This is a genomic window from Methanomicrobium sp. W14 (assembly GCF_017875315.1).
Taxonomy (GTDB): domain Archaea; phylum Halobacteriota; class Methanomicrobia; order Methanomicrobiales; family Methanomicrobiaceae; genus Methanomicrobium.
The window spans coordinates 759,656-780,766 of sequence record NZ_JAGGMM010000001.1; the positions used below are offsets into that span (position 1 = coordinate 759,656).

General features: G+C 40.4%; 22 protein-coding genes. 13 read left to right on the forward strand and 9 right to left on the reverse strand.

The window, feature by feature from the left end; genetic code table 11:
* The first annotated feature begins 794 nt into the window (after positions 1-794).
* From xerA to glmM, 4 genes are all read left to right on the forward strand, one after another.
* Complete coding sequence (gene xerA / locus J2128_RS04035) at positions 795-1,709, forward strand: site-specific tyrosine recombinase/integron integrase (RefSeq protein WP_209689818.1); 915 nt, start codon at positions 795-797, stop codon at positions 1,707-1,709.
* A gap of 851 nt (positions 1,710-2,560) precedes the next feature.
* Positions 2,561-3,304, forward strand: coding sequence for a DUF5806 family protein (locus tag J2128_RS04040; RefSeq protein WP_245323304.1), 744 nt, complete (start codon positions 2,561-2,563; stop codon positions 3,302-3,304).
* Positions 3,305-3,310: 6 nt separating this feature from the next.
* Complete coding sequence (mobB, locus tag J2128_RS04045) at positions 3,311-4,081, forward strand: molybdopterin-guanine dinucleotide biosynthesis protein B (protein WP_209689819.1); 771 nt, start codon at positions 3,311-3,313, stop codon at positions 4,079-4,081.
* Between the two features lie 283 nt (positions 4,082-4,364).
* The gene (gene glmM / locus J2128_RS04050) at positions 4,365-5,714 is read left to right on the forward strand and encodes a phosphoglucosamine mutase (protein WP_209689820.1); all 1,350 of its coding nucleotides are present in this window, start codon (positions 4,365-4,367) and stop codon (positions 5,712-5,714) included.
* Between the two features lie 74 nt (positions 5,715-5,788).
* On the opposite strand, the gene J2128_RS04055 is transcribed toward glmM, so the two are convergent.
* Positions 5,789-6,646, reverse strand: coding sequence for a DNA-3-methyladenine glycosylase (locus J2128_RS04055; protein ID WP_209689821.1), 858 nt, complete (start codon positions 6,644-6,646; stop codon positions 5,789-5,791).
* 242 nt (positions 6,647-6,888) lie between these two features.
* On the opposite strand from J2128_RS04055, the gene cbiM reads away from it, so the two are divergent.
* From cbiM to cbiQ, 4 genes are read left to right on the forward strand one after another with little or no spacing between them, the layout of a single operon-like run.
* Positions 6,889-7,536, forward strand: coding sequence for a cobalt transporter CbiM (gene cbiM / locus J2128_RS04060; RefSeq protein ID WP_209689822.1), 648 nt, complete (start codon positions 6,889-6,891; stop codon positions 7,534-7,536).
* Positions 7,533-7,871 carry a PDGLE domain-containing protein gene (locus J2128_RS04065; RefSeq protein WP_209689823.1) on the forward strand — a complete coding sequence of 113 codons (339 nt, stop codon included), beginning with the start codon at positions 7,533-7,535 and terminating at the stop codon, positions 7,869-7,871. The genes cbiM and J2128_RS04065 overlap by 4 nt, the downstream gene beginning before the upstream one ends.
* An 18-nt stretch (positions 7,872-7,889) precedes the next feature.
* Complete coding sequence (locus tag J2128_RS04070; protein ID WP_209689824.1) at positions 7,890-8,723, forward strand: ATP-binding cassette domain-containing protein; 834 nt, start codon at positions 7,890-7,892, stop codon at positions 8,721-8,723.
* Positions 8,720-9,562 (forward strand): cobalt ECF transporter T component CbiQ, encoded by an 843-nt coding sequence (gene cbiQ / locus J2128_RS04075; protein ID WP_209689825.1) that lies wholly within the window; start codon positions 8,720-8,722, stop codon positions 9,560-9,562. Before J2128_RS04070 ends, cbiQ begins: the two co-directional genes overlap by 4 nt.
* A 22-nt stretch (positions 9,563-9,584) precedes the next feature.
* Here cbiQ and J2128_RS04080 read toward each other — a convergent pair whose 3' ends face one another.
* The 3 genes from J2128_RS04080 to J2128_RS04090 are packed head-to-tail and all read right to left on the reverse strand — an operon-like array spanning position 9,585 to position 10,893.
* A complete protein-coding gene (locus J2128_RS04080) occupies positions 9,585-10,148 on the reverse strand; it encodes a manganese efflux pump MntP family protein (protein WP_209689826.1) in 564 nt (187 codons plus the stop codon).
* Positions 10,145-10,438 (reverse strand): DUF1894 domain-containing protein, encoded by a 294-nt coding sequence (locus J2128_RS04085; protein WP_209689827.1) that lies wholly within the window; start codon positions 10,436-10,438, stop codon positions 10,145-10,147. Before J2128_RS04085 ends, J2128_RS04080 begins: the two co-directional genes overlap by 4 nt.
* Entirely contained in the window at positions 10,426-10,893 is a 468-nt protein-coding gene (locus tag J2128_RS04090) for a DUF1890 domain-containing protein (RefSeq protein WP_209689828.1), read from the reverse strand. The genes J2128_RS04085 and J2128_RS04090 overlap by 13 nt, the downstream gene beginning before the upstream one ends.
* Positions 10,894-11,079: 186 nt before the next feature.
* Here J2128_RS04090 and J2128_RS04095 point away from each other — a divergent pair, with 186 nt between their 5' ends.
* Together J2128_RS04095 and J2128_RS04100 are read left to right on the forward strand one after the other, a co-directional pair.
* Positions 11,080-11,502, forward strand: coding sequence for a GNAT family N-acetyltransferase (locus tag J2128_RS04095; protein WP_209689829.1), 423 nt, complete (start codon positions 11,080-11,082; stop codon positions 11,500-11,502).
* A gap of 6 nt (positions 11,503-11,508) precedes the next feature.
* Positions 11,509-12,414, forward strand: coding sequence for a DUF2156 domain-containing protein (locus J2128_RS04100; protein WP_209689830.1), 906 nt, complete (start codon positions 11,509-11,511; stop codon positions 12,412-12,414).
* A gap of 13 nt (positions 12,415-12,427) precedes the next feature.
* On the opposite strand, the gene J2128_RS04105 is transcribed toward J2128_RS04100, so the two are convergent.
* From J2128_RS04105 to J2128_RS04120, 4 genes are all read right to left on the reverse strand, one after another.
* The gene (locus J2128_RS04105) at positions 12,428-13,588 is read right to left on the reverse strand and encodes an aconitase X catalytic domain-containing protein (RefSeq protein WP_209689831.1); all 1,161 of its coding nucleotides are present in this window, start codon (positions 13,586-13,588) and stop codon (positions 12,428-12,430) included.
* 2 nt (positions 13,589-13,590) lie between these two features.
* A complete protein-coding gene (locus tag J2128_RS04110; protein WP_209689832.1) occupies positions 13,591-14,835 on the reverse strand; it encodes a UbiD family decarboxylase in 1,245 nt (414 codons plus the stop codon).
* On the reverse strand, positions 14,835-15,380 hold the full coding sequence (locus J2128_RS04115; RefSeq protein ID WP_209689833.1) for a UbiX family flavin prenyltransferase: 546 nt from the start codon (positions 15,378-15,380) through the stop codon (positions 14,835-14,837). The genes J2128_RS04110 and J2128_RS04115 overlap by 1 nt, the downstream gene beginning before the upstream one ends.
* A 127-nt stretch (positions 15,381-15,507) precedes the next feature.
* Positions 15,508-16,713, reverse strand: coding sequence for an HD domain-containing protein (locus J2128_RS04120; RefSeq protein WP_209689834.1), 1,206 nt, complete (start codon positions 16,711-16,713; stop codon positions 15,508-15,510).
* Between the two features lie 246 nt (positions 16,714-16,959).
* On the opposite strand from J2128_RS04120, the gene cofD reads away from it, so the two are divergent.
* From cofD to J2128_RS04135, 3 genes are all read left to right on the forward strand, one after another.
* Entirely contained in the window at positions 16,960-17,868 is a 909-nt protein-coding gene (gene cofD, locus J2128_RS04125) for a 2-phospho-L-lactate transferase (protein WP_209689835.1), read from the forward strand.
* A gap of 41 nt (positions 17,869-17,909) precedes the next feature.
* Entirely contained in the window at positions 17,910-18,851 is a 942-nt protein-coding gene (locus tag J2128_RS04130) for a hypothetical protein (protein WP_209689836.1), read from the forward strand.
* Between the two features lie 91 nt (positions 18,852-18,942).
* The gene (locus J2128_RS04135; RefSeq protein ID WP_209689837.1) at positions 18,943-19,833 is read left to right on the forward strand and encodes a 2-phospho-L-lactate transferase CofD family protein; all 891 of its coding nucleotides are present in this window, start codon (positions 18,943-18,945) and stop codon (positions 19,831-19,833) included.
* Here the strand turns inward: J2128_RS04135 and J2128_RS04140 are convergent.
* Positions 19,823-21,109: a hypothetical protein gene (locus J2128_RS04140; protein WP_209689838.1), complete on the reverse strand. Its 1,287-nt coding sequence runs from the start codon at positions 21,107-21,109 to the stop codon at positions 19,823-19,825. The two genes, J2128_RS04135 and J2128_RS04140, sit on opposite strands and share 11 nt — an antisense overlap.
* Between the last annotated feature and the right edge of the window lie 2 nt (positions 21,110-21,111).

Genomic DNA, 21,111 nt, shown 5'->3' on the forward strand with positions numbered 1-21,111 from the left:
AAATTAATAAAACCAGAATATATAACAGATTCAAAAGGAATTTCTTAAAAAACTACCAGGCAGGACAACATTAGTTAATCTAAAAGAAACAAAAGCCTCAGTTCATAAAGCAGTAACCAACATATTAATCTGATTTAACGGATGCTCCCGCGTAGGAAAACCATCCCCACGATGTAACACCTATTGAAACCAACTGTTTAATCCGGTAAAGCAGGCACCTCCTGCCTGAGCTCTGAATAATCATAAATAATCTTAGATATACTTTGAATAAACAGTTTTTTTGGTATTTCTTACGAAATCTCCACGTACCACGGATTACAATTCCAAAAAAAGTATGAGAGGGTCACTAAAACTAAAACAAAAATAGATTGGCCTTAAAAAGTTGCAACTTGAATTGGTGCAGGTCTGGTTTTTGCCAAAATCAGTTATACGAAATTTTAGTGCAGACCAAAATAACGTTTAAACCTTATTTATCAGGACTAATATCCTTTCCAAAACCTTCCAATTTCCTAAACATGGTTTTTAAGACACTCTTGATGAGTCATTATTCAATTCGCTATTTCTGAGCGATTAGCATAGAATAATCATCCTCTTAAGACCCATAGAAAACAACTTACAACAAGGGGTTACTATGAATCCAGGAATTTTTTTTGACCAGCCGCCAGACTGCAGGGACACTATAACTTGAACACATTATTATTGTGTAATGAAGAAAACCTGTGTGACATATATTTTTGCGCAGAATGTATATTCTACGCAAAACTTATTTACATAGAGTTATCAATAAAATAGCAATGAAAAAGGATTCTTTTTCTGAATGGATAAAACGCTTCAGTTATCACCTGAAAATGAGGAATTATTCGCCCCGGACAATCAAAAGTTATGAAGACGGCATAAAGAGATTCGGGCATTATATGTGGATAAGACGAAACAAAGGCGAGGACGACATTGAAGCATACTGGACTGACCGGAAAAATGCAGAAAATGACACAAAAATAGAGGTATCTCCTGTATTTGTAAATGATTTCCTGCTTTTTATTTCGCTACAGAACAATTACAAACCGGCAACGCTGCAGAGAATAATATCCTCATTAAGTTCATTCTACAGGTTCTGCTATGCACAGGGTGCAGTTGAGGCAAACCCCATGATCGGAATAGACAGGCCGAAAATCAAGGAAAAGGAGATTAGGTACCTCAAACATAACCAAGTCTTAAAGCTCCTGGAATCTATTCAGGATGAAAGAGACCGCCTTATAATCAGGACGATATACGCAACAGGAGTACGTGTGTCCGAACTCTGCGGAATTGATATTGAAAATATAGATTTTGAAGACCATACAATCAGAGTTAAGGGAAAAGGAGGAAAAATAAGAACTGTTTTTATCGACGATGAAACACTTGATGAAATAGAAAAATACTCCGGCGGAAAGATTGAGGGGCCATTGTTTACAGGTCAGCTCGGAAAGAACATCTCTCCAAGAACGGTTCAGTACATATTTAATAAATACGCTCCGAAAGGGATTACACCGCATAAAATAAGACACAGCTACGCCAGTGAACTGTACAAAAGGTCCAAAAACCTTAGGGTTGTACAGGAAAATCTGGGCCACAGTTCAATTCAGACAACTGAAATCTACCTGCATACTGATGTCGACGAAAGAAAAGAAGTCTACAATAGATTTTTCCCGCTCTCAGAATCAGGGAAATAAGCAGAAAAATAACCCGTTCTTTATTTTTTTCAATTTAATCAGTCCATATCAAGGCCTTCTGTGAAGATAAGGGTAAGGGCCCGGCAAAAAGACTTATTTTCCATTTATATGAAACTGCGAAACTGCCTCCCTGTAACAAAAAAACGTTTGAATAAATCAGAAGGTAATTTTAAGAAACTTTTAACTTATAAACCCGTCACCTGCCCGAGGTCTAAAATGCTTTTTAGCGGGTTTAGAAAAATCAAAAGCCTGTTTACTTCTTAAACAAATCTTACCAAGACTAAAATACCAATATTAACAAATTTCTGTTTAAATTAAAAGGGCATACACGCAGGATTTACTATTAAAGAAAATTATAAGAAATTTTATTTTCTGTCCAGGGATAACATTTTTCTTCATAAATTATAGGCTATATCTGGATTTTTCATTATTTAAACGATTTTTAAAAAATAACGGACTCTCTTTTATTAATTTTAAAGCATAATCAGATTCTTTACAGGACAATAAACCGCAGAAAAACCATAGATTTAATGAAAATTTAACGAATATATCTTTGCCTTTTTTTAGGAAATTTTTAGAGGAAGACCTGACTTTTTTGTGGAAAAACGCTCAAGAGAATATCACACCGCAACATCCAGAAAATCAGGGATATCCAATGTCAATAGGACCCTGAATAAACAAACAGAGGTATAATCTGGCTTAGTTTAAGTGTACATTCACATGAGAACACCAATTATATAAACCATATGATGCTATACATTACTGGGCTATAATATCATGATACTAAAATCCTCTAAAATCTCGAAAGAATTATCTAGAAATATCAGAAAACCTGCTTTGAGGAGGGAATAATGACTGAACAGGAAATTGACGAAAGTTTTACGGATGAAAATAAATTATCAGAGGTAATTTCCAAATCCGGTGATAATTACAGTGACACAGAACCCGGACCTGATGACGCAGACACAACAACGACTGATAATGAAATTAATAACGAAAATAATAGCCAGATAAACACTTCCGGACCTAAGGAGCATAAACTGACAACCGAAGACAAGGAAAGAATAAACAAATACAAAAAGTTCAAAAAAGTTGACGGGTCAGCATACAGGCGTGTAAATACATTCCTGAGAAAACACACATATATTACTGCAAGAGAATGGGCCATCGCAAGACTCTGCGCTGATTTCACAACAAGAGGGGGAGCAGAAATGACATTTATAGGAGAAAATCTTCCCGAACTTGTGCCCTTCATGACAGACACATATACTCCACAGGCAGTAAACCAGGCAAGAAGCTCATTCAAGAAAAAAGTCAAAAAATCCGGTGCAACTTTTTTTTACGGAGCACTATGCGGTTTTTTTACAGCAGATGAACTTGACGACATACTCTTTGAATCCAGTGAAGTTGCAAGGTTTTTGCTTGAAATCGAAGGCACCTCTGTTGACATCGACGACGAAATTGAGACTGAAGACCAGATATCAGACGTTATGAGAAGCGTAGCCGAAGCAGCGTCAATGATCAGAAAACCGAAGAATGACAAAGAACAGGATACCGGCAACAAGGAAAATGAAACTTTCAATGAAGGAGATTAATTAAAAATGAAAATCATTCACATTGTCGGACACTCAAATTCCGGCAAGACGACATTTATTCATAAGCTCCTTGACACCATGGTTCCAATGTTTCCCCAAAGAGTGGGAGTCATCAAACACATGGGCCACCACAATTTCATGATGGAAGAAGGAAAAGATACAACGACACATTTTGAGCATGGTGCCTATTATGTCGCAGGTCTGGACTGCAATAAAGCAATGGTTGCTATACATAGCAACGAACTGTTCGAAGTCCTCGACCTCCTTTCAGATGCAGGAATCGGTTATGCAATTATTGAAGGATTCAAAGACGAAGGCTTCAAAAAAATTGTAAAAGGGGACCTTGAGATTGAAAATGCTCTAATGCATGACCCGTCGGTAGACGATGTAATAAACTCCCTTGACCTTTTTGACGACTACTACACCCTTCAGGGTATAATCAAAGGACTGGACAAAAATAAAAATTCAGACAGTACACAAAAAATTCTCTCATTCAAAGGATCCGTAAAAGATACCGGCGAAAAAAATAAAGAGAACAGGCATAACAACAGGTGCCTGGAAATAAAAGAACTCTTAAACAAGACTGAAGAAAAAGCAAAGGGTTCACCTGGAATTGTTAATGCCAAATTCTTTTACAACCCCAGATACAATGAAAAAAACGGGACAGTATTTCTTGTTATTGCATATGAAAATCATGAAAATGCTTTTACTATGATGTCGGAATCAATAAAAAACTTCAAAGAAGAACTCACAGGTCTGGATAATACGCTGCAATAATGTAATTTTTCAACAAAATTTTTCCCAGGATAAAACCATTTTCTCATGAAAAACTCTTATAATCACCATATTATTTCTTTTGATTTATTAATTCTGGTAAAATTACCTGGCAACAAGACTGATAAGACTGCAACGTTTAAAGCCTGTAAACCATATAGTGCAATATATAACACAGGCAAATTTAACCAGGTTCAAAGTCCTGATTTTAACGTTAAAAAACAGCAAAAAAAATAATATCATCCTGTAAATCAAAGAATATCTAAATAAAAAACAGGTATATGAAATGTCGGATAATAAATCAAAAAAACAGCTTTTCGGAACAAACGGTGTACGCGGAGTCATCGGGGAGTCCATGAAACCTGAACTTGCCATGAAAATAGGACTCTCCCTTGGAACAGCAAGGAAAGGCAAAATTGCAGTCGGAATGGATACAAGGACATCAGGTCCAGCACTTATTAACGCTCTTAAAGCAGGACTTCTTTGTGCAGGATGCAACGTAATTGACACCGGAATTCTGCCAACGCCTGCACTTCAGTACTTGGTAAAAAAGCACTATAACGCAGGAGCAATGGTCACGGCCTCGCACAATCCACCCGAATATAACGGAATTAAACTGATTGAGGCAGACGGAACCGAGATGGATGACACGGAAACGATTAAAGTAGAAAATATACTGCTGTCAGAATCATTCAAATGCGGGGACTGGAAAAATGTCGGCAGTGAAACACATGCCGATGATGCTAACAACGAATATATAAACGGGGTTTTATCGCATTTTCCCGGCCTTTCCGCAAATATGACAATAGCAGTAGACCCGGGTAGCGGGCCTGCATGCCTTACAACGCCTGTGATATTATCAAGACTCGGGTGCACGGTTCATACAATAAACGGCTCCTGTGACGGAATGTTTCCCGGCAGACTTCCTGAACCCTCTGTTGAAGGTCTAAAAGGCCTGTCTGAGCTTGTAAGGTCTACAGGTGCAGCTTTTGGGGTTGCACATGACGGGGACGCCGACAGGGCCGTTTTTGTTGACGAAAATGGAGATTATGTCGAGGAAAACGAGGAATTTGCACTAATGCAGAGATATTTCTCAAAAGGAACAAAGAATGGAATCGTCGTTACACCCGTAAGCACTTCAAGGATTGTCGAAGACATTGCAAAAGATACAAACTGCAGAGTGGTTTATACAAAGGTCGGAAGTATTTACGTTGCAAGGAAAATGCTTGAGCTCAAGAAGAATGGTGAAAACGTTGTATTCGGCGGAGAGGGAAACGGTGGTCTGATATTCCCAGAACACCAGCACTGCCGCGACGGTGGGATGTCAGCTGCCGCGATGGTCGCACTCCTTTCATCAGAGAAGAAAAAACTTTCAGAACTAAGAAAAGAGCTCCCTGAAAGGGTAATGCTGAGAGATAAAATCTATACAGAAAAACCCGGAGAAGTTATAGAGAAAATAAAAGACATGTTTTCAAATGAAAATCTGGATTTAACAGACGGGATACGCATAAACAGAAAAGATTCATGGACTCTTCTGAGACCTTCAGGAACAGAACCCTTCATGAGACTTTTTGTCGAGGCAAAAAACAGGAAAACAGCCGAAAATTTCAGCGAAGAAATTAAAAATTCAATTTAAATTTTAATTTTTTATATTTTCTGACAGTTTTTCTGCAGGAATACCGGGGTATTCACTTTAACTATTCATATTTTTTACTGGGACCTGTATGTATTAAACAGGTATTCAAGGGCGTAACCGCGGTAGTCACCGAACTTACGTGATGCGGCATCTTTTACTGCCTCATCAAATTTATCATCTGTATCTGTTCCAAAATAATGACCCTTAAGATAATTTTCTTCAAAGATCTTTCTGATATGGGCATCAACAGGAAATGCCTCATACCTTTTAAATGCAAAAAGGAGAATCCACTCGGCAACCCTGTGCTTAATACCCTTAAAACCAGACAGAATTGATACCGCCGCATCGTAATCCGCATTATTCACTTCATTTTCCCACAAAGGATTTTCCAGAACCTTATTTGCTGCAATCATAATATTATCTGCAAAATAACTTATATTACAGGACTTCAGAGCAGGAAGGCCTGCATTTACTATATCAGCAGGTTTTGGAAAGGTGAAGTATTCTTTGCCGTCTATATTCAGCTTTTTTCCAAGACGTGAAGAAATTCTTGTGATGCGATCGGTAGATGACTTTGTCCGGATACGGTTTACAGTCATCTGGAATACCATACACTCCCATGCATCCTGATTGAGAATTCTCAGACCGTAATTCTCCTGCATCGCTCTTTTTGCATAAACATCGTCCTTCAGCCTGTCATACACCTTCCACAAATCAAAGTCCAGACAAAAATATCTGCTGATAAAATCACTGCCCACACCATCGTAATGCAATTTATCCCCGTCCTGACGTACTTTAAACGCAGAATCCGCTACCACCCCGTACCACCATCCGTTTTCCTGATGCCACCGCGGTGCCTGTCCGCAGGAAAGTGTTTTATCAAGGCAGAATGGCTGATCTGAATCCAGCTCAATCACATCAAACTCCACCATGACTGATAAATTATGCTGTTATTATCAAAAAAGATATTCTGAAAATTTTTTGATTAAAAACAAAGACTTTTTATTTTATAATATACCGGATGAAATAAAATTCATATCAATATTCATGCGATTTGCCTTTAATAATAGATATTATACAATTTACCAGACATTTTTATTTGTTCAATTATCCAATTAACACATAGTAATACTTATATCATAACACATCACATTCTCATGCGAGTTGAGGGAACATGCACATACCTGACGCTTTTATACCATTGCCTCAGGCGGCGGTATATTGGGTTATTGCGATAATTTTTATCGCGCTTGCACTTAAGTGGGCAAGAAGCGAACTGAATGAGGAGAAAATGCCTTTAATAGCTGTTCTTGCAGCGGGAATTTTTGCTATACAGGCATTCAACCTGCCGGTTGGAATGGGGACATCCGGACACCTTGTAGGCGGTGCTCTGGCCGCAATTGTACTGGGATCCCCTTATGCGGCAGTATTCATACTAACGATTGTTCTCATAATTCAGGGAGTTATATTCGGTGACGGAGGGATCACAACAATGGGCGCCAATATCATCAATATGGGTGTTATCGGGGGATTTGTCGGATACTATTCTTTCACCGGAATCAGAAAGATAATCGGCAACTGCTATGTCTCAGCAGGAATAGCTGCATGGTGGGCATGCTTTATCCCTGCACTTGCATGTGCCGTAGAGATGTACATAGCTGGAACTTTCCCGCTTGTGCCCGGCCTTATAGCAATGGGGACTTACCACGCCGCAATAGGAATAATAGAAGGAGTCATTACAGCAGTTGCAATTTACCTGATTCATTCGACAAGACCTGACCTGATTAATATAGAAACGCCTTCAGGGGGTGCTCCGGCTTGATTGACAACAAGACCTTCATGATTGCCGGACTTATTGTGGCACTTATAATCGGAGTCATAGCAGTATTTGCTGCATCAGGTGACCCTGACGGACTTGAGAGCACGGCTTTTGTTGTGCAGGGAGAAAAAACCCTTACAGGTGCTTCCCCGGAAGACGGTGACGCAGAAGTTATAGGGCTGGGAACATTTGAATACAGTTCTCCGCTTCCGGATTATGCACTGGAGGGATCAGGTACTGCCGGACAGATATTTGCACTGATTGTTGGTATACTTATAACCTTTGCACTGATTCTTGGCGTTACTTGGGCAGTCACATCAAAAACATCAAAATCTTAAAGAACCTATTTTTTTGCTATGCACCTTATCGAAACCCGCAGTCTCACATACCGGTACAATAACTCAATTACTGCATTGAAAGATGTGAATTTTATAGCAGGGCGTAAACAGCGTATAGCTGTTATTGGTGCAAACGGTGCCGGAAAAAGTACTTTATTCAAGCACTTGAACGGTATATTAAAACCAACATCAGGAGAAGTTTTAATCCACGGAGAACCGGTATCGAAGTCAAATATAAAGGAAATCAGAAAACTTGTGGGAATAGTCTTCCAGAACTCAGATGACCAGATATTTTCTCCAACAGTGGAACAGGACATTGCTTTCGGACCCACAAATCTTGGTCTTGATGATAAAACAATAGAACACAGGGTAAGTGAAGTTCTCAGAATCCTTGATATCGAAAACCTAAGGGACAGACCTCCCCATCACCTGAGCGGAGGAGAAAAGAAAAGAGTTGCAATTGCAGGAATTCTTGCAATGGAACCCCAGATACTTATTCTTGACGAACCCACGGCGGGTCTTGATCCAAAAGGTGTCTCTGATCTTGTAAGTTTCATAAACCGTCTCCCTGATGATTACGGAATAACTGTTATATTCTCCACGCACCACGTTGACCTTGTATCAGAAATCGCCGATTACATCTACGTGATGGACAAAGGACAAATTGTGGCGCAGGGCAAAACTCATGAAATCTTCATGCAGCAGGACCTCCTGTCCGAACTCAGGCTTGACGTGCCTGTACTGCCAAAACTTATAAGAATGCTCCAAAAAAACGGGATTGACATTGACATGGCTTATAATTTTGAGGACTCTGAAAAAGCGTTTCTGAAAGCTTTTGGTAAGATTCCATGATTGAAGAGATTTATTCCATTGAAAGACAGGCAATGGGAAAAAGCCCTGTACACAGCCTTGATGCAAGAATTAAGATTATACTGGCGTTTTCGGCAATAATTGCAATGGTCGCCTACCCCTATACGACCGACGTCATAATACCAGGAGTCTTGTTTTTAATTTTTTTTACAGTTCTTTGGCTTTTTTCCGGTATTTCAATATCTTCTTACCTGAAAAGAGTTGTGTTAATTCTTCCATTCGGATTTTTTATTATCTTTTTCCAGATTTTCTTTGAAAACAGCCACTACACAACGTTTACCCCGCTGGTTACCCTGCCGCTCAATATTCATATCTATGCTGAATCTGTTGAATTTGCATATATATTATTTATAAAGTTCATAGTATGCATATCCTTCATAATACTTTTGTCCTCAACAACGACAATGCAGGACCTCCTTACAGGAGCAAGAAGACTCGGACTTCCGTCAGAGTTTGCACTGGTAATCGGCCTTATGATTCGCTATCTGTTTGTATTTGCTGACATCCTCGGAAAAATGAAAAATGTTTTCGACACAAGATTTTTCAACGCCTTCGACAGGAACCTTCCCTATAAATACAGGCTTAAAACCATTGCATATGCTGTCGGAACAATGTTTATAAGATCATATGAACAGGGCGAAAGGACATACCTGAGTATGCTTTGCCGTGGTTACAGCAAGGACTCATATCTTCATGTAGGGACAAAAAAACTAACCAATAAAGAAATTTTCTTTTTGTCATTTTCACTCGCTTTTATAGTAGCAGTACCTGTACTATCATACATCTACTCAAACGCATTCACAACAGTTTTGGGCATATAAAAGAAAAAGTGAAATAAAAAAATCAGATAAAAACAGCTTCAATCAAAAATTTGAACCCCATAGCAATCAATATTATACCTCCGGCGATTTCTGCATATTTCCCGGCAAAAGAACCTAATTTATCCCCCGTGAAGAACCCGAAAAAAGACAAAACAAAAGTGAACAGGCCTATTACTATTGCCGGAACTAATATAGACTCCTCCAAAAAAGCCAGAGATACACCCACTGCAAGTGCATCGATACTTGTTGCAATTCCAAGCATAATCAGGAGAGACATTTTTTTGTCAAGTCCTGTGACTCTTTTTTCTTCTTTTCCTGAAAATCCCTCTTCAATCATTTTTATTCCAATGATACATAAAATGACAAAAGCGATATACGGTGCATAGGCGTTTACCAGTCCTGCAAAATAAATCCCGGATAACCATCCCAAAACCGGCATAAATCCCTGAAAAAAACCAAAAACCGCCCCGACAAGGGCAGCCGGTTTATACTTGCCGTATGTACAGGCAGTACCTGCGGAAAGTGATACTGCAAAAGAGTCCATTGCAAGACTGGCCGCGACAGACAAAACAGAGAGAAAATTCATTTTTTCTGTGATTTTTTATAAGAGTTCTGGCGGATTTTTAACGCCTCATCAGCACTTTTTACCTTCACAAGAAAAGTACCATGACAGGGTTTTGTATATGGAAAAACAATTGTATCTCCTTCAACACCAATTGTTACAGGGGGGACTCCTATTATATGCACATCAAAGATTTTGTACCCAGGTGGCACAGTATAAATTTCCCTGAAGTTTTCCTTCACATAATCCCTGCACTCTGAAAAACTTGAGTTTCTCAGTATTACTTCATATGGAAGTTTCTCTAGGCATCCCATTTTATCACCCTGTTAACAGCATTTATTAATGGTTTGGGGTTATGAACAGCTACAGCAGATATTTTCTCGCATTCAAAATCAATCTGTCCAGACAATTCCTCGGCATTTTTTCCGAAAATGACCGGATAGATTACAGACTTCATTACTGAATTCATCGTTGCGGCATAGGATATACCTGCATCATTATGGATAAATACAAAGCACAAAGGATATGAAACATCCTTCTCCGTAATCAGATCGATAATCGCATCAAGATCCTTTACCTCGTCTACATAGTATCCGTCATAATCCGCGTATTTTATAAGCATTCCTGCAGAAGGTGTCCCCGCAATTACTGTTTTTATTCCTGCCTTCTTCAGTCTGGATGCAATATAAAGAACCACCGTAGTCTGAACAGGAACCTGAGGACAGCCCAGAACAAGAAGAGCCGAGTCCGCATTTTTGTCTATTCCCACATTATCACTGCCTGAACTGTTTTATGTACTCCAGAATAAATTATCCCGCATAATAATTATTTCTGGCTGTTCAAATGAACGTTTAGAGTCAGTCAGGTATAACAATTGTTGTTACAAAGGCAGGCTTCATTTAATGCAATTATTATAACAATAGCAAAAAACAGAATAACTGCTGGCACTGATAAAATGAGTGATATTTGCGAGATAGAAGTCCGGTTTGTAAAAGACTGGCCCGAAGATGAGATCGTAAATCTTTACAGGGAAGGAAAATGGTGGGATGAGTCTTGGAAATCTGACGGCATCAGCGATTTAATCAAAGGCAGTTTCATATTTGCCATCGCCATTGACATGAAAACTAAAACTGCCGTGGGGATGGGCAGGATCATCTCAGACGGAGTCTCAGACGGTTATATCCAGGATCTTGTCATAAAAAAAGATTTTCGCTCAAAGGGCATAGGCAGAAAACTTCTGAATTCACTGGTTGAAGAGGCCAGATCCGGGGGCCTCACATGGATAGGGCTTATAGCAGAACCTGATACCGAGAATTTTTATAAATCTGAAGGTTTTTCTGTTATGAAAGATCATACTCCAATGATTTACGGGAACTGAAATTTTATGCTCGATATAAATGATTTTAAGCCGGTTACGCTTAAAGACCATGATTTTTTTAAGTCCTTCTATTCAAAGTATCCGACATGTCACAGTGACAACACATTTACAAATATGGTCTGCTGGAATGATTACGCCGAATATGAATATTGCAAAATAAACGGGGCGGTTATCATCTCCAGTACTATTGAGAACGAAATATCTTTCAGAGGTCCCTTCGGGACATATGACAGTAAACTTTTAAAAGATACACTAAGCCTTGCAAAAAAGCACGGAGACAGACTTGCCTACCAGATATTCGATGAAAAAATGAAAAATGACATTCTTGAAATTTCACCGGACATCAGAATGTCTCCTGACAGGGACTACTATGAATATGTTTATGATACCGAAACACTGTCAAAACTGCCTGGAAAAAAATTTCTCAGCATAAGAAAGCAGATAAACCACTTCAAAAAGAACTGCAACTACACGGTTGAAAAAATAACGGAAGAGTCGATTGATGACATAAACGAATTTCTGGTTAAATGGTGCGAATGGAAACAGTGCAAAAAAAACCCTATCCTAAACCATGAAAAAGATGCAACAGTATATGCGGTAAATCATTTTGCAGAACTAAAACTTTCTGGACTTATGCTTGTTGTGGACGGAAATATCAGCGCAATATCAGTATATGAAGAACTAAATCCTGAAACAATTGTAGTCCACTACGAAAAAGGTCTGCCTGACTGCGAGGGAAACTATAAGGTTATTACTAATGAGACTGCAAAAACAGCACTTGGAAAATACAAATACATAAACAGGGAATCAGACCTCGGAGTGGACGGCCTGAGGATCGCAAAGATGAGATATTACCCGGATCACTTTGCAAAAGTATACAATATTAATTCGGAAGATATACCCGATTATTAAAAAAATACCCTCTTTATGAGGTAGCTTCTCTAACGCACTCCTCAAGGGTCCCTATACGGACATTGCACCCGCACATATTCGGAACATATGCAAAGGCTTTGCCCGAATCAACCATCACGGTCTCAAATTTGTCCATTGCTGGAGAAACAACTATACAGGTATCCTCAACAACCTTTGCACCGCTTTTTTCTATTTTACTTACATATTCCGGATTTGAACTTTTAACACCCTTTGAAACAAAGACATAGAAAGTTTTACTTGTTTTTCTTCCTTCAAGAAGAGAGGCGACTTTTGCAAGTTCATCAGGGGAGCAGTGCGGACAGCCTATTGCAACCGCGTCCACATCAATGTCACTGAAAAGCTCTTTTATTTCCGACTGCTCTATAACGATTTTTTCGGAGCCCTTTACAGAAAATGCAGGAAGCTTTGTTTCCGGGGTTATCCCCCCGACATGATACAGTGCCACTGCCCCCGAAGCCGCCATCGCAGCGCCAAGGGCTTTCAGCTGGTCTCTCGAGGGTCTTATATTGGTAACCAAAGGAATTTTGTTTCCTACGGCTTTTCCTGCAAGATAGCCTATAGCACCATAATGGGACGAATATTCCCCGTCTCCTTTCTCCACCTCAACCGTTATTTCAGGCATCCTGTTTTTGAAGAGATGAAGACCGTAGTTAGGTGTCTTTCCTATCATTGCAGCGGCGAGGGCAGACGGCCCTCCCTCCCTGTTGGTTCTTGCACCGATTACGGAATTTGCGTAAGACACGGCTGATGACTCTGACCATGCAACGTGATCACCGTAATTTGTAATATTCAGGTAATACGGGGTGCATGTGCACTCCATTTTTATTCCAAGTCTTTTGTAGGCTTTTATAACGGCGTTCTGCTTTTCCGCAAATTCAACTGAAATACCAATGTCACGCCAGTTCTCCCGGGGCATCCCAATTGGGTTTAAAACAGAAGGGACAACAACCCGTGCATCAAGATTGTTCAGCCATTCAAGGCCCCATTCACCTATTGTCTTGTATGAAGCGCCGCTGACCTGTGCGCTTGAAACCGGTACAAGGTCTTCTGCACCGAAAACTTTTCCCAGTGCGACAAGTATCTCCATCATCTTCTGGCGTGTCTGCCCGTATTCACCGTTGAGAACTTTTTCATCCTCGCTGTCAAGATACATCCTCAGTCATCCCATTCCGCTCTTTTAAACTCGTCTTCCCTTCCCATTACCATAGTGGCATCTACGCCTACCTTGACATTCATCCCGTCACCTATCCGGCACGGATCCAGGGAAGAGCCCCTCACTCCCTTTATCACCATTATGTCCTCGTCGCCGCGTACCCTCGTTGCAATGGCATATTCCACATCCTCCATGTCGTATATATCGATGTCATCGTCCACGATAACAACGTGTTTAAGAGATGTATGCGCTGCAAAAGCGGCCATTATAGCATTTTTGGGATCTCCCTGCGTATTTTTCCTAATCTGGATGACAGCATGAAGGTAGCCGCACCCGCCTGTTGTAAGTGAGACATTTTTTACTGTCGTAACCCCGGCTACATACCTGTATATCTTGGGCTCATAAGGCATGCCCATAAGAAGCCTGTGCTCTTTTCCTCCGGGCAGAATACCATGGAAGATTGGATCGTTTTTCATATGCATTCCGGTAATTTCTATTACCGGCGCAGGTCTTACAGGGTCATATGTTCCCGTTATGTCAACAAACGGCCCCTCATCCGTTTTTTCTGATGAAATATATCCCTCAAGCACAATTTCTGCATCAGGAACCTTTACGCCGTTAGAGCATTCATATACGGAAAGATTTTCTCCCATAAGCTCGGCTGCAAATGAAAGCTCCTTTCCTTCAGGAACTCTTGTGCATGCTGCAAAAGTTACAAGGGGATGGGTCCCTATCGTAATTGCAACAGGAAGCCTCTCTCCTTTAGAGAGTGCGGCCTTCAAGAGAGTATGTGTATGCCTTCCTTCAACAAGCCTTGCCGCAAGGTGATTTCTGTCAAGTACAAGCATCCTGTGTATTGATGCGTTTGAAACACCCCCGTACTCTGAAAACACAATAGCTGACGTCAGGTATCTTCCTGCATCCTTCGGGAAGTGCTTCATTACCGGAAGAGAGAACAGGTCAGGCGGGTGCATACTGATATCTCCCTTCTTTTCGCAGACACCGTTGTACTGAGCTTCAGAAAGTTTTCTTACTATATCCCTTTCGTCGTAGCCAAATGCCACTGAAAGCGCCTTTCTGCTCGCAGTGACATTCATGACACCGCGTTTATCACCGTCAAGCTTGTGAAAAAATACAAGCTTGCCTGTCTTAGAGGCAATCTTCGGCGCTTCGTATAAAGAGGATACCTCATATTCTATATCTTCAACCAGCCCGGCATCTCTCATCTTCTGAATAAATTCACGCATCAGTAACCACTCCACCTGTTTCCAAGATCATTCTCCTCTCCAAGGTGATCAAGGACTCTTGCAACAACCATATCAACAAGATCATCTATAGTCTTCGGTCTGTTGTAAAATCCGGGGCACATCATCATAATAGTTGCACCCGCTTCGTTTAAAGAAAGCATGTTTTTAAGATGAATTCTTGAAAGGGGCATTTCCCGCGGCATCAGGATGCATTTTCTTCCCTCTTTCAGGCATACGTCGGCAGCTCTTGTTATAAGATTATCGGAAAAACCTGCATTAACCGCCGCAAGCGTTTTCATGCTGCACGGAATTACAACCATGCCGTCATAGAGAAAAGACCCGCTTGCAATGTCGGCAAAAAGATTGTCTTCATCTACATAAACAGCATTAAAGCCGTTAAGATTCACCTGTTCATATTCTGCTATCTCTTTTGCTATTCTGGAGATTATTACATGCAATTCGGCTTTTCCTGACAATATTTCAAGTAGCCGTCTTGCATATATCATCCCGCTTGCACCTGTTACGGCAATAACATATCTTTTCATTTAATAGTCCTCAGAGAAAATTGTTATATTTAACATCTCTGTTTCTCAAAACAGGATGATAATATTCTCCACGCATAACAAACCTGCAAATTGCCCGCCAACTCCAAATAAACTTATGCATAAAAGCTCACAGCACCAGTTTATCCTGCTTTGTCAGCTTTTCGATGTTAAGCACATCATATGCAGCCTGTTCGACGGCTTTTCTGTATTCTGGTTTAGTATATATTCCAAGCCTCCACTGGCTTTTTCGGGTCTCGTTTAAAGTTGCCATAAGAGGTGACAGCTTTTCAAGTGAGACGAGGTTGTTGTGGTTTCTGACCGAAACCTCAATTGATATAGGGGACGGAATAGGCGGAATATCTACAAGAACATCGGATTCACCGGTCCCGGCAGCTTCGCAAACGGATTTGGCTATGCTTTTTTCGTCCTTAAGGTCTATCAGTCTCTGTATGGAGGAAAACCTGACCTGATCCATTCCGGTATACAAAGCCCTTTTGTACAGTTTCCGGCTGTAAAGGTCTTTTATCATCTCTGAAGTAAGCCTGCAAGGGGACTTTAAAAGCTCCATATAGAACTCACTGTCATTCATGCGAAGAAGTTCGTTCAGTTTTTCCGTAGAAGTCGCCTCAATGTGCTTTTGTGCAGCAAATTTCACCATGGCCTCCGCAATCCTGCTTACATGGTGGAAATAAACCGCAGGACGCATCAGAGTCCTTGCAATCAAAAGAGATTCGGCGGCATGGATTCCGTTTTCCTTTAAAACCAGACCGTTTTCAGTCAGAGTGGTGCTTCTTATGAGCCTGTGGGCATCAACCGTTCCGAAAGGAACTCCTGTGTAATGCGCATCCCTTAAGAGATAATCCATCCTGTCTACATCCAGGTCCCCGTGAATTATTCCTGACAGTGGATGCTGCCCGGTAACCATTGAACATACGTCGTCAGGGGAAAGACCAAGAAGTGAAAGTTCCCCGGATATGGAACTTTTTTTTATAATATCCCCTATTTCCTGGTGACTCCTCCCGAGATATTTCTGCATCAGTGATTCCGTTGCATGAGAATACGGCCCGTGACCGATATCATGAAGAAGTGCGGAAACTGTAACAAGCAGGACGTCATCAGGAGAAAGACCGAGACTCATACTCATTAAACGGGCGAGGTGCATAGTCCCGAGTGAATGTTCAAAACGCGTATGATTCGCGCCCGGATAGACAAGACTTGAAAAACCCAGCTGTTTTACGTATCTCAGCCTCTGCACAGGCTGCGAGTCAAGAAGCGGAATAATACTCTCATCAACTTCAACGTAACCGTGTACCGGGTCTTTAATTATCTTCATTAGGTATTGCCCCTGCCATTTTATGGTTCAGTCACTGAAATCATGACTTCATTACGGCTGTTTATTACAAGAATTTGTCACTATAAGCCAAAAATTTATTCTATAACTAACTATCAGACAAGACACCAGCAAAAAATATGTCCATTCTGTCCGGTCCCTTGTTCCGGTAATGGCAGAAGGCCTTTTTTGTTTTTTATACCTTCATTTCTGATGGATATATCTATTATAAGCTTTAAAAAAAAGACAATGAAGATTACATTTCTTTCCGGAGGTACCGGGACTCCCAAACTTATCAGGGGATTCAGGAAAATCCTAAATGATGAGGATATTTCCGTCATAGTCAATACGGCAGAGGATATGTGGATTTACGGCAGCCACCTTTCTCCCGACATAGATACTTTGATGTACCTTTTCTCGGGAATGCTTGACACCGACAGATGGTGGGGCATTAAAGGCGATACCACAGTCACAAACGACTTTCTTAAAAGTCTAGGCGAAGATGTATACTTAACGCTTGGAGACAAAGACAGGGCAGTGAATATTGCAAGAGGGAGGCTTTTGAGGGAAGGAAAGACTCTTACAGAAGCAACCAGTGAACTGTGCAGACGTCTGGGAGTTTCCGCAAACATACTTCCAATGTGCGATACTGAAATAACGACAAATATTCTGACCGAAAAAGGTCTGATTCACTTCCAGGAGTACTGGGTGAAACACAGGGCCAATATCGGGATTAGGAAAATAAAAAGAACTTTTAAAATCAGTCCGATAGCTACAAATGATGCATTAAGTTCCTTAAAACAGTCCGACCTGATTATCGTAGGCCCTTCAAATCCTGTTACAAGTATATCACCTATTCTTGAATGCAGTGGAATAATCCAAAGTCTTAAGGAAAAGCCTGTAGTTGCGGTAAGCCCGTTTATAGGGGACAAACCTGTAAGCGGTCCTGCGAAGGAACTGATGGACGCATGGAATATTCCTTCTAACTCGAAAGGTGCATATTCACTTTACAGGGATTTTACAGACCTGTTCATACAGGACATAAGAGACAGCGAGACAATAGAAGGTGCAGTCAAATTTGATACCCTTATGCTAAATGAAAATATAAGCAAAAGTCTTGCGGAGAATATTATTAAAGAAGTCAGGGAATTAATCTGACCTCTATATTTATATTATACATATTTGCAGGTTACTATTACATGTCAGACTATTATGCATTCAGCAGCATTGATACGGCTATTGACAGGACAAAATCACTGCTCTGGCCTTTCAAAAAGGGCATCTGGCTCCGGATTGCACTAATATCACTATTTACAGGGGGGTTTTTCTCCTTCAACCCTTTTACAACGGGGACCGAAAATTTCCCTTTTCAGGCAACAACCGGAGCAAATACTTTCATGGATCATCTCCCTGTAATTCTGGCAATAGTTGCTGCAATTATAATATTTGCCCTGATAATAGCATATATATCAAGTGTCTTCCAGTTTTTGTTTGTGGATTGCCTTTCAAGTAAGGAGTTTGCAATAAGAAAATATTTTAAGTCAAACCTCGGGAGAGGAGCCAGGCTGTTTGGATTTCAGATTGCAATGGGTGTAATACTGGTTTTAATAATTATTGCAGCAGTTGTTTCACTCTTCGCAGGAGTAGTAACAGAGCTTTCATTTACAAGTCTGACTGCTATTATTATGTTCTTTTTGGCATTGTTTTTGATCTGCATTCCCTTTATGATAATTATGCTTTTTACCATCGATTTCGTTGTGCCTATAATGCTTAAGGACAAATGCGGCGTCATAGATGGATGGAAAAGATGCTGGACTATAATGAAATCAGGCTGGGGACAGACTATAGTATACCTTATAATGAGGGTTATTCTTGCGGTTATTGTTTCAATACTCATGCTGATAGCCATTATGATAGCCGCTGTTGTATTAGCAATCCCCTTCTTTGTCATAGCACTGTTTACAATCGGATTTTCATCAGAATTTTTTGCAACTTCAGCGCTTATTACCCTGCTTATAATTTTCATAATATGCCTTATCCCGGTCGCCCTTTTAATAAGTGTCCCGTTTGTAACTTTCATCAGGTATTACTCACTAAATACACTCGGATGCATGGACGAAAATTACAGGATGACTGAATAAAATAAATTACAATACTTTTTATAGAAACACTGATTTTTAAGCTATATTGGTATTTTATCAGAACCGCTTTAATGTTTAAAAGACAGATTTAATGCTGCAAATGATTACCTTCATACCCGGAGGAAAAGGTTCACTAAAACTTATCAGGGCGTTCAGAAATCTTCTGTATGACAACGAGATTACTGTTATAGCCGGTACTTCGGACAGTGTATGGACAGAAGGAAACCTGTTTTGTCCGTCTCTGGATAATATAATACATCTTTTTTCAGGAAACCTGAATACAGGTCAGTGGGAAGGCATAAAGGGGGATACTTATTCCACATCAAATTTAATCAAAAAGATATCAGGAGACTGCAACGTCTTACCTGTCGGTGACAAGGAGCGTGCAATGTGCATTGTAAGGAGCAACATTCTCAGAAACGGCGGAAGTATTACGCAGTCAACAGAACAGATATGTAAGTATTTTAATATCACATCCTCCATTCTTCCTGCAACAGACAGCAGATATTCAGCATATGCCGAAATTGATCGTGAACTGCTCACAATGACTGAATTCAGGCGGTTATACGATGACGATTGCGATTCAGACCTCAGGTCCTCAGTTAAAATTGACTGTAAAAAAACTCCTGTACTTTCAGATTCAGCCGAAGATGCAATAAATTCCAGCGAAGCTGTTATTATAGGTCCCGGAAGAATGAACACAACTGTTTTTCCGGTTCTTGCATGCAGAAACCTTACAAAATTACTGGACAAAATGTTTGTCGTTTCTTTACTGCCAAAAGTTCCTGCAGACTACTCTCCCGAAAAATATCCTTCATATATGAAAACAGTCTCAAATTTAAGATCTTTTTCAGATATCCTCATCCAGGACATAAGAGAGGCTGATGAAATCCCCGGGTCAGTGCGTCTCAACACAAGCCTTGACTCTGCAGCAGGTGCTGAATCACTGGCATGGGAGATTATGTCATGCATCAGGAATTAGAAACAGATGATATTAGGCCGCTGATGTAATCGAACGCTTCAACCAGAAGATCATACACTTTATCGATAATTTTTAAAAAACTGCCCAGATTTACCTCTGAATGCAGCAGGGAATCCAGATCGTCAGAGTCCCCGGTACCAATACCAACGTCAGAAAGATTAACTGAAGACAATATTCCTGATGAAGAGGTTGCAGTTGCTGTAACTGTTACAGATGGTGAAACTGAAGGTGACGGCATAGATGTACCGGGAGAGGACTTCCAGATATCATCATCAACAGGCGCATTAAGGCCAAGGTCATCATTAATTTCAACCGCATAGCTGTATGCCTCATTCGCCTTGCTTTCGGACTGATCTGCGTAATCACGTGCAGAAGAGTTGTCTGAATCAGAAGACTTCTCCCGCGCAAGGACAAGGAGAGTCTTTGCGTTATCGTTGCATGACTTAACGACAACAAGACGCGAATCACCGGATACACTACTCTGTGAATCAAAATAGGTGATTATTGAATCCAGAGAACCTGTCTTTATTTGCGCAGTATTAAGTGATGATTCTGTCCAGAAGATATCAAGAAGAGTTTCAGCTTCAGTTATATATGACGCAGCAGAGGACAGCAGATCATTTTGCTTCGACAAGGAAGAATTCTTTGCAGTTTTTACCATCGTACGGGCTTTGGAATACAGTTCTTCTGCGGATGAAGTATATACACCGTTACTTTCCAGATTGTCTATTTCTGCCTTCAGGCTGGAAAGCTTTGTTTCAGTTTCGGACTGAATAGAAGACAGGTCAGACGGATTCAAAAAGATCTTATGTATTTCAGCCGACGACTCAAGTTCACCAATTCCGTTATACTGCGAGACTTCCAGAACATTATAGGTTGCCGTCGAGGCAACAGACGGAACAGTTCCCTTTAGTATGACCCTTACATAAGTATTGTAGGCCTTCGGGTAATAAAGTTCAAATCCACTGATTGTTTCATAACGGCCCGTAAGCTTTGATTTTTCCTGCTCTGTGCCGTCTATTGATATAATAAACTTCCACGTAGGATCAATAAGATCAGTATAAAATTCAAGATAGTCATCATCAGATTCAAAATCATAGTCCACAGTGTAATTGCACGAAACAATGTCTCCTGATACAAGACTTCCTTCAGGGCTTGCGGAACCTGATACGCTTAAATTATCAGCTGCATCTGCCGTGAAAACTGCAGAGATAAAAAAAAGGACTATAACTGCCGCAAAACCGGCCTGCCTGAACAAATTCGTATTCGATGACATAA

Excerpts from the sequence above, each read along its gene's own strand:
- xerA (WP_209689818.1), top strand. The coding sequence starts at position 795 with ATGAAAAAGGATTCTTTTTCTGAATGGATAAAACGCTTCAGTTATCAC.
- J2128_RS04040 (WP_245323304.1), top strand. The coding sequence starts at position 2,561 with ATGACTGAACAGGAAATTGACGAAAGTTTTACGGATGAAAATAAATTA.
- mobB (WP_209689819.1), top strand. The coding sequence starts at position 3,311 with ATGAAAATCATTCACATTGTCGGACACTCAAATTCCGGCAAGACGACA.
- glmM (WP_209689820.1), top strand. The coding sequence starts at position 4,365 with ATGTCGGATAATAAATCAAAAAAACAGCTTTTCGGAACAAACGGTGTA.
- J2128_RS04055 (WP_209689821.1), bottom strand. The coding sequence starts at position 6,646 with ATGGTGGAGTTTGATGTGATTGAGCTGGATTCAGATCAGCCATTCTGC.
- cbiM (WP_209689822.1), top strand. The coding sequence starts at position 6,889 with ATGCACATACCTGACGCTTTTATACCATTGCCTCAGGCGGCGGTATAT.
- J2128_RS04070 (WP_209689824.1), top strand. The coding sequence starts at position 7,890 with ATGCACCTTATCGAAACCCGCAGTCTCACATACCGGTACAATAACTCA.
- cbiQ (WP_209689825.1), top strand. The coding sequence starts at position 8,720 with ATGATTGAAGAGATTTATTCCATTGAAAGACAGGCAATGGGAAAAAGC.
- J2128_RS04080 (WP_209689826.1), bottom strand. The coding sequence starts at position 10,148 with ATGAATTTTCTCTCTGTTTTGTCTGTCGCGGCCAGTCTTGCAATGGAC.
- J2128_RS04085 (WP_209689827.1), bottom strand. The coding sequence starts at position 10,438 with ATGGGATGCCTAGAGAAACTTCCATATGAAGTAATACTGAGAAACTCA.
- J2128_RS04095 (WP_209689829.1), top strand. The coding sequence starts at position 11,080 with ATGAGTGATATTTGCGAGATAGAAGTCCGGTTTGTAAAAGACTGGCCC.
- J2128_RS04100 (WP_209689830.1), top strand. The coding sequence starts at position 11,509 with ATGCTCGATATAAATGATTTTAAGCCGGTTACGCTTAAAGACCATGAT.
- J2128_RS04105 (WP_209689831.1), bottom strand. The coding sequence starts at position 13,588 with ATGTATCTTGACAGCGAGGATGAAAAAGTTCTCAACGGTGAATACGGG.
- J2128_RS04110 (WP_209689832.1), bottom strand. The coding sequence starts at position 14,835 with ATGCGTGAATTTATTCAGAAGATGAGAGATGCCGGGCTGGTTGAAGAT.
- J2128_RS04115 (WP_209689833.1), bottom strand. The coding sequence starts at position 15,380 with ATGAAAAGATATGTTATTGCCGTAACAGGTGCAAGCGGGATGATATAT.
- J2128_RS04120 (WP_209689834.1), bottom strand. The coding sequence starts at position 16,713 with ATGAAGATAATTAAAGACCCGGTACACGGTTACGTTGAAGTTGATGAG.
- cofD (WP_209689835.1), top strand. The coding sequence starts at position 16,960 with ATGAAGATTACATTTCTTTCCGGAGGTACCGGGACTCCCAAACTTATC.
- J2128_RS04130 (WP_209689836.1), top strand. The coding sequence starts at position 17,910 with ATGTCAGACTATTATGCATTCAGCAGCATTGATACGGCTATTGACAGG.
- J2128_RS04135 (WP_209689837.1), top strand. The coding sequence starts at position 18,943 with ATGCTGCAAATGATTACCTTCATACCCGGAGGAAAAGGTTCACTAAAA.
- J2128_RS04140 (WP_209689838.1), bottom strand. The coding sequence starts at position 21,109 with ATGTCATCGAATACGAATTTGTTCAGGCAGGCCGGTTTTGCGGCAGTT.